This is a genomic window from Arthrobacter sp. efr-133-TYG-104 (assembly GCF_030208915.1).
In the GTDB taxonomy this organism is placed as follows: Bacteria; Actinomycetota; Actinomycetes; order Actinomycetales; family Micrococcaceae; genus Arthrobacter.
Window position 1 is genome coordinate 77032 of sequence record NZ_JARVTA010000016.1, and the last position, 12561, is coordinate 89592.

Sequence of the window (12561 nt, forward strand, 5' to 3'; positions counted from 1 at the left end):
AACTTTCCGGACGCCGCCGGCTCACTGAGCCGGCGGCGAACGTGTAGTCCATCCGAAAGGGAGACCCCGTGGCACAGGACGTGCTTACCGACCTCAACAAGGTCCGCAACATCGGCATCATGGCCCACATCGATGCCGGCAAGACCACCACTACCGAGCGCATCCTGTTCTACACGGGTGTGAACCACAAAATCGGCGAAACGCACGACGGCGCTTCGACCACCGACTGGATGGAACAGGAAAAGGAACGCGGCATCACCATCACGTCTGCCGCCGTGACCTGCTTCTGGGACAAGAACCAGATCAACATCATCGACACCCCGGGCCACGTGGACTTCACTGTTGAGGTTGAGCGCTCCTTGCGCGTCCTTGACGGTGCCGTTGCGGTGTTCGACGGCAAGGAAGGCGTGGAGCCGCAGTCCGAGACTGTTTGGCGCCAGGCTGACAAGTACAACGTGCCCCGCATCTGCTTCGTCAACAAGATGGACAAGCTGGGTGCTGACTTCTACTTCACCGTAGACACGATCATCTCCCGCCTTGGTGCCAAGCCGCTCGTTATGCAGCTGCCCATCGGCGCTGAGAACGACTTCGTTGGTGTTGTGGACCTCCTTGAAATGCGCGCCCTGGTTTGGCCTGGCGACGCTAAGGGTGACGTCACCATGGGTGCTTCATACGAAGTGCAGGAAATTCCTGCGGACCTCCAGGCCAAGGCCGAAGAGTACCGCGCGCAGCTCGTTGAGACTGTGGCCGAAGCTTCCGAAGAACTCATGGAGAAGTACCTCGAAGGTGAAGAACTCACCCTCGAAGAGATCAAAGCCGGCATCCGCAAGATGACCATCAACTCTGAGCTCTACCCGGTCTTCTGTGGCTCTGCCTTCAAGAACCGTGGCGTACAGCCGATGCTGGACGCCGTCGTCGACTTCCTGCCGAACCCGCTGGACGTCCCGCCGATGATCGGTCACGATCCCCGCGACGAAGAGAAGGAACTTACTCGTAAGCCTTCGGCCGACGAGCCCTTCTCCGCCCTCGCGTTCAAGATCGCGGCACACCCGTTCTTCGGTCAGCTGACCTTCATCCGCGTGTACTCCGGTCACGTCGAAGCCGGCGCCCAGGTGGTCAACTCCACCAAGGGCAAGAAGGAACGCATCGGCAAGCTGTTCCAGATGCACGCCAACAAGGAAATGCCCGTCGAGGGCGCTACCGCCGGCCACATCTACGCAGCTATCGGCCTGAAGGACACCACCACGGGCGACACCCTGTGTGATGCCAACAACCAGATCGTCCTTGAATCGATGAGCTTCCCGGCACCGGTTATCTCCGTTGCCATCGAGCCCAACACCAAGGGTGACCAGGAAAAGCTCTCCACGGCCATCCAGAAGCTCTCCGCTGAGGACCCGACCTTCCAGGTCTCCCTTAACGAAGACACCGGCCAGACCATCATCGCCGGCATGGGCGAGCTCCACTTGGACATCCTGGTGGACCGCATGCGCCGCGAATTCAAGGTCGAGGCAAACGTTGGCAAGCCGCAGGTTGCTTACCGCGAAACGATCAAGCGCACTGTTGAGCGTCTTGACTACACGCACAAGAAGCAGACCGGTGGTTCGGGTCAGTTCGCTAAGATCCAGATCGCCATCGAGCCGATGGACACCAGTGACGGCGAAATGTATGAGTTCGTGAACAAGGTCACTGGTGGCCGCGTTCCGCGCGAATACATTCCTTCGGTCGACGCCGGTATCCAGGATGCGCTGAACGACGGCGTCTTGGCTGGCTACCCGGTTGTCGGCATCAAGGCCACGCTGATTGATGGCGCGTCCCACGATGTTGACTCCTCGGAAATGGCGTTCAAGATCGCCGGCCGTATGGCTTTCAAGGAAGCTGCACGCAAGGCGAACCCTGTTCTGCTTGAACCGCTGATGGATGTTGAGGTCCGCACCCCTGAGGAATACATGGGTGATGTTATCGGTGACCTGAACGCTCGTCGTGGCCAGATGCAGTCCATGGAGGACGCAGCAGGTGTGAAGGTTATCCGTGCACACGTTCCGCTGTCCGGCATGTTCGGCTACATCGGTGACCTTCGGTCCAAGACCCAGGGTCGTGCCGTGTACTCGATGACGTTCAACAGCTACGCTGAGGTCCCCAAGGCAGTAGCCGACGAGATCATCCAGAAGACCCGCGGCGAGTAATCTCCCGGTAACCGATGCAATTCCGGTCCCGGGAAGGCATCTCAGCTCGCGAGGCCGGGTTGTGGCGAGAGCCGCAACCCGCCCCGTGCGCGAACAGGCTCTAGGAACTAAGATTGGTTCCTGAATCTGCAATTTCATCAAAACCAAGCCCCCAAGTAGACTTGCTAAAGTTTCTGCCGCGAAAAGCGCGGCCGAGGAGCACTTCACTTGAAATCGTTCTAGGAGGAACCTGTGGCAAAGGCAAAGTTCGAGCGGACTAAGCCGCACGTCAACATCGGCACCATTGGTCACGTTGACCACGGTAAGACGACGCTGACTGCCGCCATTTCCAAGGTGCTGTACGACCAGTACCCGGACATCAACGAGCAGCGCGACTTCGCGTCGATCGACTCGGCTCCGGAAGAGCGCCAGCGCGGTATTACCATCAACATCTCCCACGTGGAGTACCAGACCGAGAAGCGCCACTACGCACACGTAGACGCCCCGGGTCACGCTGACTACATCAAGAACATGATCACCGGTGCTGCCCAGATGGACGGCGCAATCCTCGTGGTTGCTGCAACCGATGGTCCGATGGCTCAGACCCGTGAGCACGTTCTGCTCGCCCGCCAGGTTGGTGTTCCCTACCTGCTGGTCGCGCTGAACAAGTCCGACATGGTTGATGACGAAGAACTCCTCGACCTCGTCGAAATGGAAGTTCGTGAGCTCCTCAGCTCGCAGGGCTTCGATGGAGATGAGGCTCCGGTTGTTCGCGTTTCCGGTCTGAAGGCTCTGGAAGGCGACCCGGTTTGGGTCAAGTCCGTCCAGGACCTGATGGCAGCTGTCGACGAGTCCGTTCCGGACCCCGTACGTGACCGCGACAAGCCGTTCCTGATGCCGATCGAGGACGTCTTCACCATCACCGGCCGTGGCACCGTTGTAACGGGCCGCGCCGAGCGTGGAACCCTCGCCATCAACTCCGAGGTCGAGATCGTCGGCATCCGCCCGGTCCAGAAGACCACGGTTACCGGTATCGAGATGTTCCACAAGCAGCTCGACGAAGCATGGGCCGGCGAGAACTGTGGCCTCCTGCTCCGCGGTCTGAAGCGCGACGACGTCGAGCGTGGCCAGGTTGTCGTCAAGCCGGGTTCCATCACCCCGCACACCGACTTCGAGGCCAACGTCTACATCCTGTCCAAGGACGAAGGCGGACGTCACAACCCGTTCTACTCCAACTACCGCCCGCAGTTCTACTTCCGTACCACGGACGTAACCGGCGTTATCACCCTGCCGGAAGGCACGGAAATGGTTATGCCTGGCGACAACACTGAGATGACCGTTGCGCTCATCCAGCCGATCGCTATGGAAGAGGGCCTCGGCTTCGCTATCCGCGAAGGCGGCCGCACCGTTGGTTCGGGACGTGTCACCAAGATCATCAAGTAGTTTCCTGCTTGTAGGTCGGTGACCTTCCGGATTTACCGGTAGTTACCTGAAAAGAACCCCATCGCTCCGGCGGTGGGGTTCTTTTTCATGCCTGGGCAGGTGACGCTACCGGAAGAGTGAGCTTTGGTGGTTCCGCGCCTTGGCCAATGAGCGCAACCAGTAGAAGGAGTCTTTGGGGGTTCGAGCCTGTGTGTCGAAGTCGACGTGGACCAGGCCGAAACGCTGCGAATAGCCGGCGGCCCATTCGAAGTTGTCGGTGAGGGTCCACACGTAGTAGCCGCGTAAGTCCAAGCCCTCCGCCACGCCACCAGGTCCCGTGGCGGTCAGCGCATGCCCCAGATGCTCTGCCAGGTAGGAGATCCGGTTGGTGTCCTGTATGGGACCTTCCACGTGGGCCGGCTCCGGGAAGCTCGCACCTCCCTCCGTGATGTATACCGGAGGGAGCGCGTCGCCGTAGCGTTCCCGCATTTCCTGCAGCAATATCGACAAATGCTCGGGAGCCACCGGCCAACCGAACCCGGTGGTCTCGTATTCACTGTACGTGGCCAGGTGAAACGGAATTTTGGCCATTTCGGGAGAGCTTCCAGTGGGGATCTCCGCCGGCCCCGGCCCCGAGGCGACCTTCAAGGGGTAGTAGTAGTTGAGCCCGTAGAAGTCCAGCGGCTGGTGAATGGTGTCCATGTCGCCGTCTTCGACAGTGCTCAGTGATCGAAACCAAGGTTTCATGGGCAGTGGTGGCTTGGGGTACTGACCAAGGAGGACGGCGTCCGCATAGATCCGGTTGAGGATGTGGTCCAGCGCTTGGGCCATGAGCCGGTCCGACAGCTTGTTGGTTGCGGCGCGGACGGGGGAGTGCATGTTCGAAATGCCAATTAGTCCTTTGACGCCCACGCCACGGAGGGCCTGGACTGCCAGCCCATGGCCCAACAATTGGTGGTGGGCGGCGGGAAGCGAGTCGAACAGCAGTTCCCTACCGGGGGCGTGGACCCCCAGCGCATAGCCTTGGAGGGTAACCGAAACGGGTTCGTTCAACGTAACCCATCGATCCACGCGATCCCCATAGCGTTCAGCAGCCGCTTCACAATAAACGGCGAAGCGCTCTGCGGTCTGCCTGTTCATCCACCCGCCGGTCTGCTCCAGTTCCAGCGGCAAGTCCCAGTGGAAGAGGGTGGCCATGGGGGAGATGCCTGCGGCCAGGAGTTTGTCGATGAGGCGATCGTAGAAATCCAAGCCGCGCTGGTTGACGGCGCCGGTCCCCCCGGGCTGTATGCGAGGCCACGATAGCGAGAAGCGGTACGAATCGATGCCTAGTTCCTGCATCAGGGCGATGTCCTCGTCCGCGCGGTTGTAATGGTCGCACGCAACGGCGGGGGAGCCGCCGTCGACAATCACGCCTGGCTTCTCGGAGAAGGCATCCCAGCCGGACGGGCCCCGACCATCGGCGGTCAGCGAACCCTCGATCTGGAATGCGGCTGAGGCCACGCCCAGGACGAACCCTGGCCGGAGGCGCGCGGCAAGATCTTCCACGGAACCTGTATCCTGGACGGTCATTTTCCTATCATGCACAGGGTATCGGTGCCCGGCAATGGTGTCTGGGGCCCCGATTGGCCTTTACGCCATAATTCCGCCATACTGGATAAGTTGTTCAAGCGCTTCTTCGTGTCCCGATCCGGATAATGCCGGATGTCAGGGGCCAAGCTGAAGCCCAAACATAACCCTGAACCCCATGATTGCGGTCGAGTTTGCGTGGAAATCGCGACACGCCCGACCGCGGGGGTCGGTGCGCTGGCAGGTTGAGGAACCCGGATATCCGGATTCAGCTTGTGCGGCGTGTGGTGGCAGAGCCTCAATCGCTTCGGCGGCCACGTCAACAGGTAAGTAAACAGAGCAGCCCTAACTAGAGCAGCACTAGCTGAAAGAGAGTCAGGCGACATGGCGGGACAAAAAATCCGCATCCGGCTGAAGTCATATGACCACGAGGTCATTGATGTTTCAGCGCGGAAGATCGTTGAGACGGTCACGCGCGCAGGCGCAACGGTAGTCGGCCCCGTGCCGCTGCCGACGGAGAAGAACGTGTACTGCGTTATCCGCTCTCCGCACAAGTACAAGGACAGCCGTGAGCACTTCGAAATGCGTACTCACAAGCGTCTGATCGACATCATCGACCCCACGCCGAAGGCTGTTGACTCGCTCATGCGTCTCGACCTGCCGGCTGACGTGAACATCGAAATCAAGCTCTAGGGAGGTGCTGAGAGACTATGACCGCAACCCGTAATGTAAAGGGCCTGCTGGGCACGAAGCTCGGCATGACCCAGGTCTGGGACGAGAACAACAAGCTCATCCCGGTAACTGTCGTCCAGGCTGACTCCAACGTCATCACCCAGCTGCGCAACGCAGAGGTTGATGGGTACGTCGCCGTCCAGATCGGCTACGGCCAGATCGACCCCCGCAAGGTCACCAAGCCGCTGGCTGGTCACTTTGAAAAGGCAGGCGTCACGCCTCGCCGCCACGTTGTCGAACTGCGTACCGCAGACGCCGCATCTTACGAGCTGGGCCAGGAGCTTTCTGTTGAGCTCTTCGAAGCCGGCCAGAAGATCGACGTCGTAGGCACCTCCAAGGGCAAGGGCTTCGCCGGTGTTATGAAGCGTCACGGCTTCCACGGCGTTGGTGCTTCCCACGGTGCCCACAAGAACCACCGTAAGCCTGGCTCCATCGGTGGCGCATCCACCCCGAGCCGCGTCTTCAAGGGCCTGAAAATGGCCGGCCGCATGGGCGCCGAGCGTCACACGACGTTGAACCTGACGGTTCACGCTGTTGACGTTGAGAAGTCGCTGCTCCTTATCAAGGGTGCCGTTCCCGGTGCCCGCGGCCAGGTCGTACTCGTACGCACTGCCGTGAAGGGAGCCTAGTTAAATGACTAGCACTGTCAAGGTAGACCTGCCTGCAGAGATCTTCGACGTCCAGACCAACGTGCCCCTGATGCACCAGGTCGTCGTCGCCCAGCTCGCTGCTGCACGCCAGGGTACCCACAAGACGAAGACCCGCGCCGAGGTTTCCGGTGCAGGTCGCAAGCCGTTCAAGCAGAAGGGCACCGGCCGCGCCCGTCAGGGTTCCATCCGTGCTCCTCACATGACCGGCGGTGGCGTTGTCCACGGTCCGACCCCTCGTGACTACAGCCAGCGCACCCCCAAGAAGATGAAGGCTGCTGCACTCCGTGGAGCCCTCTCTGACCGCGCCCGTAACGGCCGCATCCACGTCATCGCTGAACTGGTTACCGGCACCAAGCCGTCAGCCAAGGACGCACTGGCTTCGCTGCGCTCTGTCACAGCGCGCAAGAACCTGCTCGTCGTTATCGAGCGCGCCAACGATGTTGCTGCACTGTCCGTGCGCAACCTCGAAGATGTTCACGTTCTGTACGCAGACCAGTTGAACACCTACGACGTGCTGGTCTCCGACGACGTGGTCTTCACCAAGGCTGCTTTCGAGGCGTTCGTCGCTGACAAGGCAAAGAACGAGGAGGCCTCCAAGTGAGCGTAACCACCATCAAGGACCCGCGCGACGTCGTGCTTGCACCCGTCGTTTCGGAAAAGAGCTACGGTCTGATCGACGAAGGCAAGTACACCTTCCTGGTGGACCCTCGCTCGAACAAGACCGAAATCAAATTGGCCGTCGAGAAGATCTTCTCGGTCAAGGTTGACTCGATCAACACCATCAACCGTGCCGGTAAGCGCAAGCGCACCAAATTCGGCTGGGGACAGCGCAAGAGCACCAAGCGTGCAATTGTCACCCTCAAAGAAGGCACAATCGACATCTTCGGCGGTCCGCTCGCGTAGCGGAGACCACTTTAACGAGGAAATAAATTATGGGAATCCGTAAATACAAGCCGACTACCCCGGGCCGTCGTGGCTCGAGCGTAGCCGACTTTGCTGAAATCACGCGATCGACTCCGGAAAAGTCGTTGCTGCGTCCGCTGCACAAGACTGGCGGCCGTAACAACTCCGGTAAGATCACCACCCGTCACAAGGGTGGTGGGCACAAGCGCCAGTACCGTCTGATCGACTTCCGTCGTCACGACAAAGATGGCATCAATGCCCGCGTTGCCGAAATTGAGTACGACCCGAACCGCACGGCTCGCATCGCACTCCTGCACTACGTTGATGGCACCAAGCGTTACATCATCGCCCCCAACAAGCTGTCCCAGGGTGACTTCGTCGAGGCTGGTCCTGACGCTGACATCAAGCCGGGCAACAACCTGCCGCTGCGCAACATCCCGGTTGGTACCGTAATCCACGCAGTTGAACTGCGTCCGGGTGGCGGCGCCAAGATGGCACGTTCCGCAGGTGCTTCGGTGCAGCTCGTTGCCAAGGAAGGCCGCTTCGCCCAGCTGCGTCTGCCCTCCGGTGAAATCCGCAACGTTGACGTGCGCTGCCGCGCAACCGTCGGCGAGGTCGGCAACGCCGAGCAGTCGAACATCAACTGGGGCAAGGCCGGCCGTATGCGCTGGAAGGGCGTTCGCCCGACCGTCCGTGGTGTAGCCATGAACCCGGTTGACCACCCGCACGGTGGTGGTGAAGGTAAGACTTCCGGTGGACGTCACCCGGTTAACCCGAACGGCAAGCCCGAGGGCCGTACCCGCCGTCCGAACAAAGAGAGCGACAAGCTTATTGTTCGTCGCCGCCGTACTGGCAAGAACAAGCGATAGGAGCCTGGACACATGCCACGCAGCCTGAAAAAAGGTCCTTTCGTTGACCAGCACCTCTTTGTGAAGGTCGCACGGGAAAACGATAAGGGCACCAAGAACGTCATCAAGACCTGGTCCCGCCGTTCGATGATCATCCCCGACATGCTCGGGCACACGATCGCCGTACACGACGGACGCAAGCACATCCCGGTGTTTGTCACTGAGTCGATGGTCGGGCACAAGCTCGGCGAATTCGCTCCCACGCGGACATTCCGCGGCCATGTTAAGGACGACCGTAAGGGCAAGCGCCGCTAGGCGCCTGACTTTACGTCTTAGACGAGAGAAGGAAAGCAATGGAAGCCAAGGCTATTGCGCGTCACATCCGCGTAACGCCTATGAAGGCCCGGCGCGTCGTCAACCTTGTTCGTGGTAAGCAAGCGAATGAGGCTCTGGCAATTCTGAAGTTTGCCCCCCAGGCAGCTTCGGAGCCGGTATTCAAGGTACTTCAGTCGGCAATGGCCAACGCACGCGTCCTCGCGGACCGTGACGGCGTTGCATTCGACGACAGCGACCTGTTCATCAGCGAAGCATTCGTTGATGAAGGCCCGACCATGAAGCGGTTCCAGCCGCGTGCCCAAGGCCGCGCCTACCGCATTAGGAAGCGGACCAGCCACATCACCGTGGTCGTCGCAACCCCGGAGAAAGAGGAGGCTCGCTAAGTGGGACAGAAAGTAAACCCGCACGGGTTCCGACTCGGCATCACCACCGACCACGTTTCGCACTGGTTCGCTGACAGCACCAAGCCCGGACAGCGCTACAAGGACTTCGTCCGTGAGGACATCAAGATCCGTCAGCTCATGTCCACCGGCATGGAGCGCGCCGGCATCGCCAAGGTCGAGATCGAGCGCACCCGCGACCGTGTCCGTGTGGATATCCACACTGCACGCCCGGGTATCGTCATCGGCCGCCGCGGCGCCGAAGCAGACCGCATCCGCGGCGAGCTCGAAAAGCTCACGGGCAAGCAGGTCCAGCTGAACATCCTCGAGGTCAAGAACCCCGAGATGGAAGCACAGCTTGTTGCCCAGGGCATCGCTGAGCAGCTGACTTCCCGCGTGGCTTTCCGCCGCGCAATGAAGAAGGCAATGCAGTCCGCACAGCGTGCGGGTGCCAAGGGCATCCGTGTTGCTTGCTCGGGCCGTCTGGGTGGCGCAGAAATGTCCCGCTCGGAGTTCTACCGTGAAGGCCGTGTGCCCCTGCACACCCTCCGCGCGAACATCGACTACGGCTTCTACGAAGCCAAGACCACCTTCGGCCGTATCGGTGTGAAGGTTTGGATCTACAAGGGTGACGTAACCGCCAAGGAACTGGCTCAGCAGGCAGCTGCTGCTCCTTCCCGTGGCCGTGCAGGAGAGCGCCCGGGCCGCCCGGGTGGCGACCGTCGTCGTCGTAACGACCGTCCGGCAGCTGAGGCAGCACCTGCTGCCGTTGAAGCACCGGCCGCTGAAGCCGCTACCGCAGGTTCGGCTCAGGCAGCAGAAGGAGGACAGGCTTAAATGCTTATCCCACGTCGAGTCAAGCACCGTAAGCAGCACCACCCGGGTCGTTCCGGCGCTGCTACGGGCGGCACCAAGGTCAGCTTCGGTGAGTACGGTATCCAGGCCCTCAGCCCGGCATACGTAACCAACCGTCAGATCGAGTCCGCTCGTATCGCGATGACCCGCCACATCAAGCGTGGCGGTAAGGTCTGGATCAACATTTACCCGGACCGTCCGCTGACGAAGAAGCCTGCTGAAACCCGTATGGGTTCCGGTAAGGGTTCTCCGGAATGGTGGGTCGCAAACGTCAAGCCGGGTCGGGTTCTCTTTGAACTCTCCGGTGTCAATGAAGAGGTAGCTCGCGAGGCCCTGCGCCTGGCAATCCACAAGCTGCCGTTGAAGGCACGCATTGTGCGTCGCGAAGGTGGTGAATAGAAATGGCAGTAGGGTCGAAGGATCTCGCACCCGCACAGCTGGACGGTTTCGACAACGAGCGTCTCGTTGAAGAACTCCGCAAGTCCAAGGAAGAGCTGTTCAACCTGCGTTTCCAGTCCGCCACCGGACAGCTGGAAAACCACGGTCGTTTGCGCGCGGTAAAGAAGGACATCGCACGCATCTACACCGTTCTTCGTGAGCGCGAGCTGGGCATTCGTGCCGAGGTTGCCGCACCGGTTGTGGAAGCCAAGGAAGAAAAGAAGTCCAAGAAGGCTGCCAAGGCTGAACCAGCCGAGGTTGAAGCCGGAGAGGACGCCAAGTGAGCGAGAAGGAAACTGTGACGGAAGCAGCAGCCAGCGCTGAACAGCGCGGTTACCGTAAGACGCGTCGCGGCTACGTAGTCTCTGACAAGATGGAAAAGACCATCGTTGTTCAGGTTGAAGACCGCGTGAAGCACGCTCTGTACGGCAAGGTTATTCGCCGCACCTCGAAGGTCAAGGCTCACGACGAAGAGAACATCGCCGGCGTCGGCGACCTCGTTCTCATCTCTGAGACCCGCCCGCTGTCCGCTACCAAGCGGTGGCGTCTGGTTGAGATCCTCGAAAAGGCCAAGTAAATCCAGCGCTCGGTTTACCCGGCAAGGATTCACTGGAAAGGCCCGCGTTCCCTACGGAACGCGGGCCTTTCCGCGTTCCCGGCCGTTTCGGTTCATAGCCCAAAACGTGCTAGGATATTGAGTTTGTATGGCGCCACATGAGCGTCGTCCACTACCTCGTAAACAATCGTGCCACTGCATACTGCCCCGCGCAGAGTTTTCTGCAAGGGAAGCTGATGCTTGTGGCACGGGCGTTTAGGCCTGGTCTGGCAAAATCCAGCCAGGTCAAGAGACACCCCGATCAACCGTTCCGCAAGGCTCATTCCGTAGGCATGATTTCGGTCTGAGAACCCGCGCGACGCAAGGAGTAAAAATTGATTCAGCAGGAGTCGCGACTCAAGGTCGCCGACAACACGGGTGCTAAGGAAATCCTTACCATTCGCGTTCTCGGTGGATCCGGTCGTCGCTACGCAGGCATTGGCGACGTCATCGTCGCTACCGTCAAGGACGCTATTCCCGGCGGAAACGTAAAGAAGGGCGACGTCGTCAAGGCGGTCATCGTCCGTACCAAGAAGGAACGCCGTCGTATCGACGGTTCCTACATCAAGTTCGACGAGAACGCAGCTGTGATCCTGAAGAACGACGGTGACCCCCGTGGTACCCGTATCTTCGGCCCGGTTGGTCGTGAACTTCGCGACAAGAAGTTCATGAAGATCGTTTCGCTGGCCCCGGAGGTGCTTTAGTCCATGGCTAAGATCAAAAAGGGTGACCTGGTTCAGGTCATCACCGGCGCCAAGCAGGAACGCGGCGGCGACCGCGGCAAGCAGGGCAAGGTCCTGCGCGTATTCCCGTCCACCAACCGCGTGCTGGTAGAGGGAATCAACCGTGTCACCAAGCACACCAAGGTCGGTCAGTCGCAGCGCGGCACCAAGACCGGTGGCATCGAGGTTGTAGAGGCCCCGATCCACGTTTCCAACGTTGCTTTGGTGGACCCGTCGACCAAGAAGCCGACCCGTGTTGGTTTCCGTCTCGACACCGTTGAGAAGGATGGCGCTACCAAGACCGTCCGTATCCGCGTGTCCAAGGCCACCGGGAAGGACATCTGATGAGTGAGACATTGTCTGAGAACACCGTCGAAACCAAGATCGTTCCTCGTCTGAAGACGAAGTACGCAGAGACCATCAAAAAGTCCCTGCAGGACGAATTCAACTACGCGAACGTGAACCAGGTTCCCCGCCTCGTCAAGGTTGTCGTGAACATGGGTGTTGGAGATGCCGCTAAGGACTCCAAGCTGATCGACGGCGCTGTCCGCGACCTCACCCTGATCACCGGCCAGAAGCCGCAGGTTACCAAGGCCCGCAAGTCAATCGCACAGTTCAAGCTGCGCGAAGGCATGCCGATTGGCGCACACGCTACCCTCCGTGGCGACCGCATGTGGGAATTCGTGGATCGTCTGGTCTCCCTCGCACTGCCCCGTATCCGCGACTTCCGCGGCCTCAACGGCAAGCAGTTCGATGGCAACGGCAACTACACCTTCGGTTTGACCGAGCAGGTTATGTTCCACGAAATCGACCAGGATTCCATTGACCGCGTTCGCGGTATGGACATCACGGTTGTCACCACTGCCAAGACCGACGACGAGGGCCGCGCGCTGCTCAAGGCGCTTGGTTTCCCGTTCAAGACCGAAAACTAACTACGTAAAAGGTCCGC

At 60.1% G+C, this 12561-nt stretch carries 17 protein-coding genes; 16 read left to right on the forward strand and 1 reads right to left on the reverse strand.

The features are described 5' to 3' along the window. Positions 1-68: 68 nt before the first annotated feature. Together fusA and tuf are read left to right on the forward strand one after the other, a co-directional pair. Positions 69-2183 (forward strand): elongation factor G, encoded by a 2115-nt coding sequence (gene fusA, locus QRN04_RS12530; RefSeq protein WP_284976363.1) that lies wholly within the window; start codon positions 69-71, stop codon positions 2181-2183. 231 nt (positions 2184-2414) lie between these two features. Then, positions 2415-3605, forward strand: coding sequence for an elongation factor Tu (tuf, locus tag QRN04_RS12535; protein WP_284976364.1), 1191 nt, complete (start codon positions 2415-2417; stop codon positions 3603-3605). A gap of 105 nt (positions 3606-3710) precedes the next feature. Here tuf and QRN04_RS12540 read toward each other — a convergent pair whose 3' ends face one another. Then, the gene (locus QRN04_RS12540; protein WP_284976365.1) at positions 3711-5156 is read right to left on the reverse strand and encodes a GH1 family beta-glucosidase; all 1446 of its coding nucleotides are present in this window, start codon (positions 5154-5156) and stop codon (positions 3711-3713) included. A 381-nt stretch (positions 5157-5537) separates the two neighbouring features. On the opposite strand from QRN04_RS12540, the gene rpsJ reads away from it, so the two are divergent. The 14 genes from rpsJ to rplE all read left to right on the forward strand — a co-directional run bounded on the left by rpsJ (position 5538) and on the right by rplE (position 12544). Next, positions 5538-5846 (forward strand): 30S ribosomal protein S10, encoded by a 309-nt coding sequence (rpsJ, locus tag QRN04_RS12545; RefSeq protein ID WP_003803825.1) that lies wholly within the window; start codon positions 5538-5540, stop codon positions 5844-5846. A gap of 17 nt (positions 5847-5863) precedes the next feature. Next, a complete protein-coding gene (rplC, locus tag QRN04_RS12550) occupies positions 5864-6514 on the forward strand; it encodes a 50S ribosomal protein L3 (protein WP_258438093.1) in 651 nt (216 codons plus the stop codon). 4 nt (positions 6515-6518) lie between these two features. Further along, complete coding sequence (gene rplD, locus QRN04_RS12555) at positions 6519-7136, forward strand: 50S ribosomal protein L4 (RefSeq protein WP_284976366.1); 618 nt, start codon at positions 6519-6521, stop codon at positions 7134-7136. Next, entirely contained in the window at positions 7133-7438 is a 306-nt protein-coding gene (rplW, locus tag QRN04_RS12560; protein ID WP_011775593.1) for a 50S ribosomal protein L23, read from the forward strand. Before rplD ends, rplW begins: the two co-directional genes overlap by 4 nt. Before the next feature lie 29 nt (positions 7439-7467). After that, positions 7468-8307 carry a 50S ribosomal protein L2 gene (rplB, locus tag QRN04_RS12565; RefSeq protein ID WP_011775592.1) on the forward strand — a complete coding sequence of 280 codons (840 nt, stop codon included), beginning with the start codon at positions 7468-7470 and terminating at the stop codon, positions 8305-8307. Positions 8308-8319: 12 nt separating this feature from the next. Then, the gene (gene rpsS, locus QRN04_RS12570; protein WP_011775591.1) at positions 8320-8601 is read left to right on the forward strand and encodes a 30S ribosomal protein S19; all 282 of its coding nucleotides are present in this window, start codon (positions 8320-8322) and stop codon (positions 8599-8601) included. Positions 8602-8639: 38 nt separating this feature from the next. Continuing rightward, positions 8640-9005, forward strand: a complete 366-nt coding sequence (gene rplV / locus QRN04_RS12575; protein WP_090817766.1) for a 50S ribosomal protein L22 — start codon at positions 8640-8642, stop codon at positions 9003-9005. Continuing rightward, on the forward strand, positions 9006-9839 hold the full coding sequence (gene rpsC / locus QRN04_RS12580) for a 30S ribosomal protein S3 (protein ID WP_284976367.1): 834 nt from the start codon (positions 9006-9008) through the stop codon (positions 9837-9839). It begins immediately after the preceding gene. Beyond that, the gene (gene rplP / locus QRN04_RS12585) at positions 9840-10256 is read left to right on the forward strand and encodes a 50S ribosomal protein L16 (RefSeq protein WP_003803795.1); all 417 of its coding nucleotides are present in this window, start codon (positions 9840-9842) and stop codon (positions 10254-10256) included. A 2-nt stretch (positions 10257-10258) separates the two neighbouring features. Further along, complete coding sequence (gene rpmC, locus QRN04_RS12590) at positions 10259-10579, forward strand: 50S ribosomal protein L29 (RefSeq protein WP_284976368.1); 321 nt, start codon at positions 10259-10261, stop codon at positions 10577-10579. After that, a complete protein-coding gene (gene rpsQ, locus QRN04_RS12595; protein ID WP_284976369.1) occupies positions 10576-10872 on the forward strand; it encodes a 30S ribosomal protein S17 in 297 nt (98 codons plus the stop codon). The genes rpmC and rpsQ overlap by 4 nt, the downstream gene beginning before the upstream one ends. A gap of 353 nt (positions 10873-11225) precedes the next feature. Beyond that, entirely contained in the window at positions 11226-11594 is a 369-nt protein-coding gene (gene rplN / locus QRN04_RS12600; protein WP_284976370.1) for a 50S ribosomal protein L14, read from the forward strand. A 3-nt stretch (positions 11595-11597) separates the two neighbouring features. Further along, positions 11598-11957 (forward strand): 50S ribosomal protein L24, encoded by a 360-nt coding sequence (gene rplX / locus QRN04_RS12605; RefSeq protein ID WP_284976371.1) that lies wholly within the window; start codon positions 11598-11600, stop codon positions 11955-11957. Continuing rightward, positions 11957-12544: a 50S ribosomal protein L5 gene (gene rplE / locus QRN04_RS12610; protein WP_284976372.1), complete on the forward strand. Its 588-nt coding sequence runs from the start codon at positions 11957-11959 to the stop codon at positions 12542-12544. Before rplX ends, rplE begins: the two co-directional genes overlap by 1 nt. The last annotated feature ends 17 nt before the right edge of the window (positions 12545-12561 follow it).

Bases quoted from the DNA above. Each gene is read 5' to 3' on its own strand.
- QRN04_RS12540 (WP_284976365.1), bottom strand. From the start codon at position 5,156: ATGACCGTCCAGGATACAGGTTCCGTGGAAGATCTTGCCGCGCGCCTC.
- rpsJ (WP_003803825.1), top strand. From the start codon at position 5,538: ATGGCGGGACAAAAAATCCGCATCCGGCTGAAGTCATATGACCACGAG.
- rplC (WP_258438093.1), top strand. From the start codon at position 5,864: ATGACCGCAACCCGTAATGTAAAGGGCCTGCTGGGCACGAAGCTCGGC.
- rplD (WP_284976366.1), top strand. From the start codon at position 6,519: ATGACTAGCACTGTCAAGGTAGACCTGCCTGCAGAGATCTTCGACGTC.
- rplB (WP_011775592.1), top strand. From the start codon at position 7,468: ATGGGAATCCGTAAATACAAGCCGACTACCCCGGGCCGTCGTGGCTCG.
- rpsS (WP_011775591.1), top strand. From the start codon at position 8,320: ATGCCACGCAGCCTGAAAAAAGGTCCTTTCGTTGACCAGCACCTCTTT.
- rplV (WP_090817766.1), top strand. From the start codon at position 8,640: ATGGAAGCCAAGGCTATTGCGCGTCACATCCGCGTAACGCCTATGAAG.
- rplP (WP_003803795.1), top strand. From the start codon at position 9,840: ATGCTTATCCCACGTCGAGTCAAGCACCGTAAGCAGCACCACCCGGGT.
- rpmC (WP_284976368.1), top strand. From the start codon at position 10,259: ATGGCAGTAGGGTCGAAGGATCTCGCACCCGCACAGCTGGACGGTTTC.
- rplX (WP_284976371.1), top strand. From the start codon at position 11,598: ATGGCTAAGATCAAAAAGGGTGACCTGGTTCAGGTCATCACCGGCGCC.
- rplE (WP_284976372.1), top strand. From the start codon at position 11,957: ATGAGTGAGACATTGTCTGAGAACACCGTCGAAACCAAGATCGTTCCT.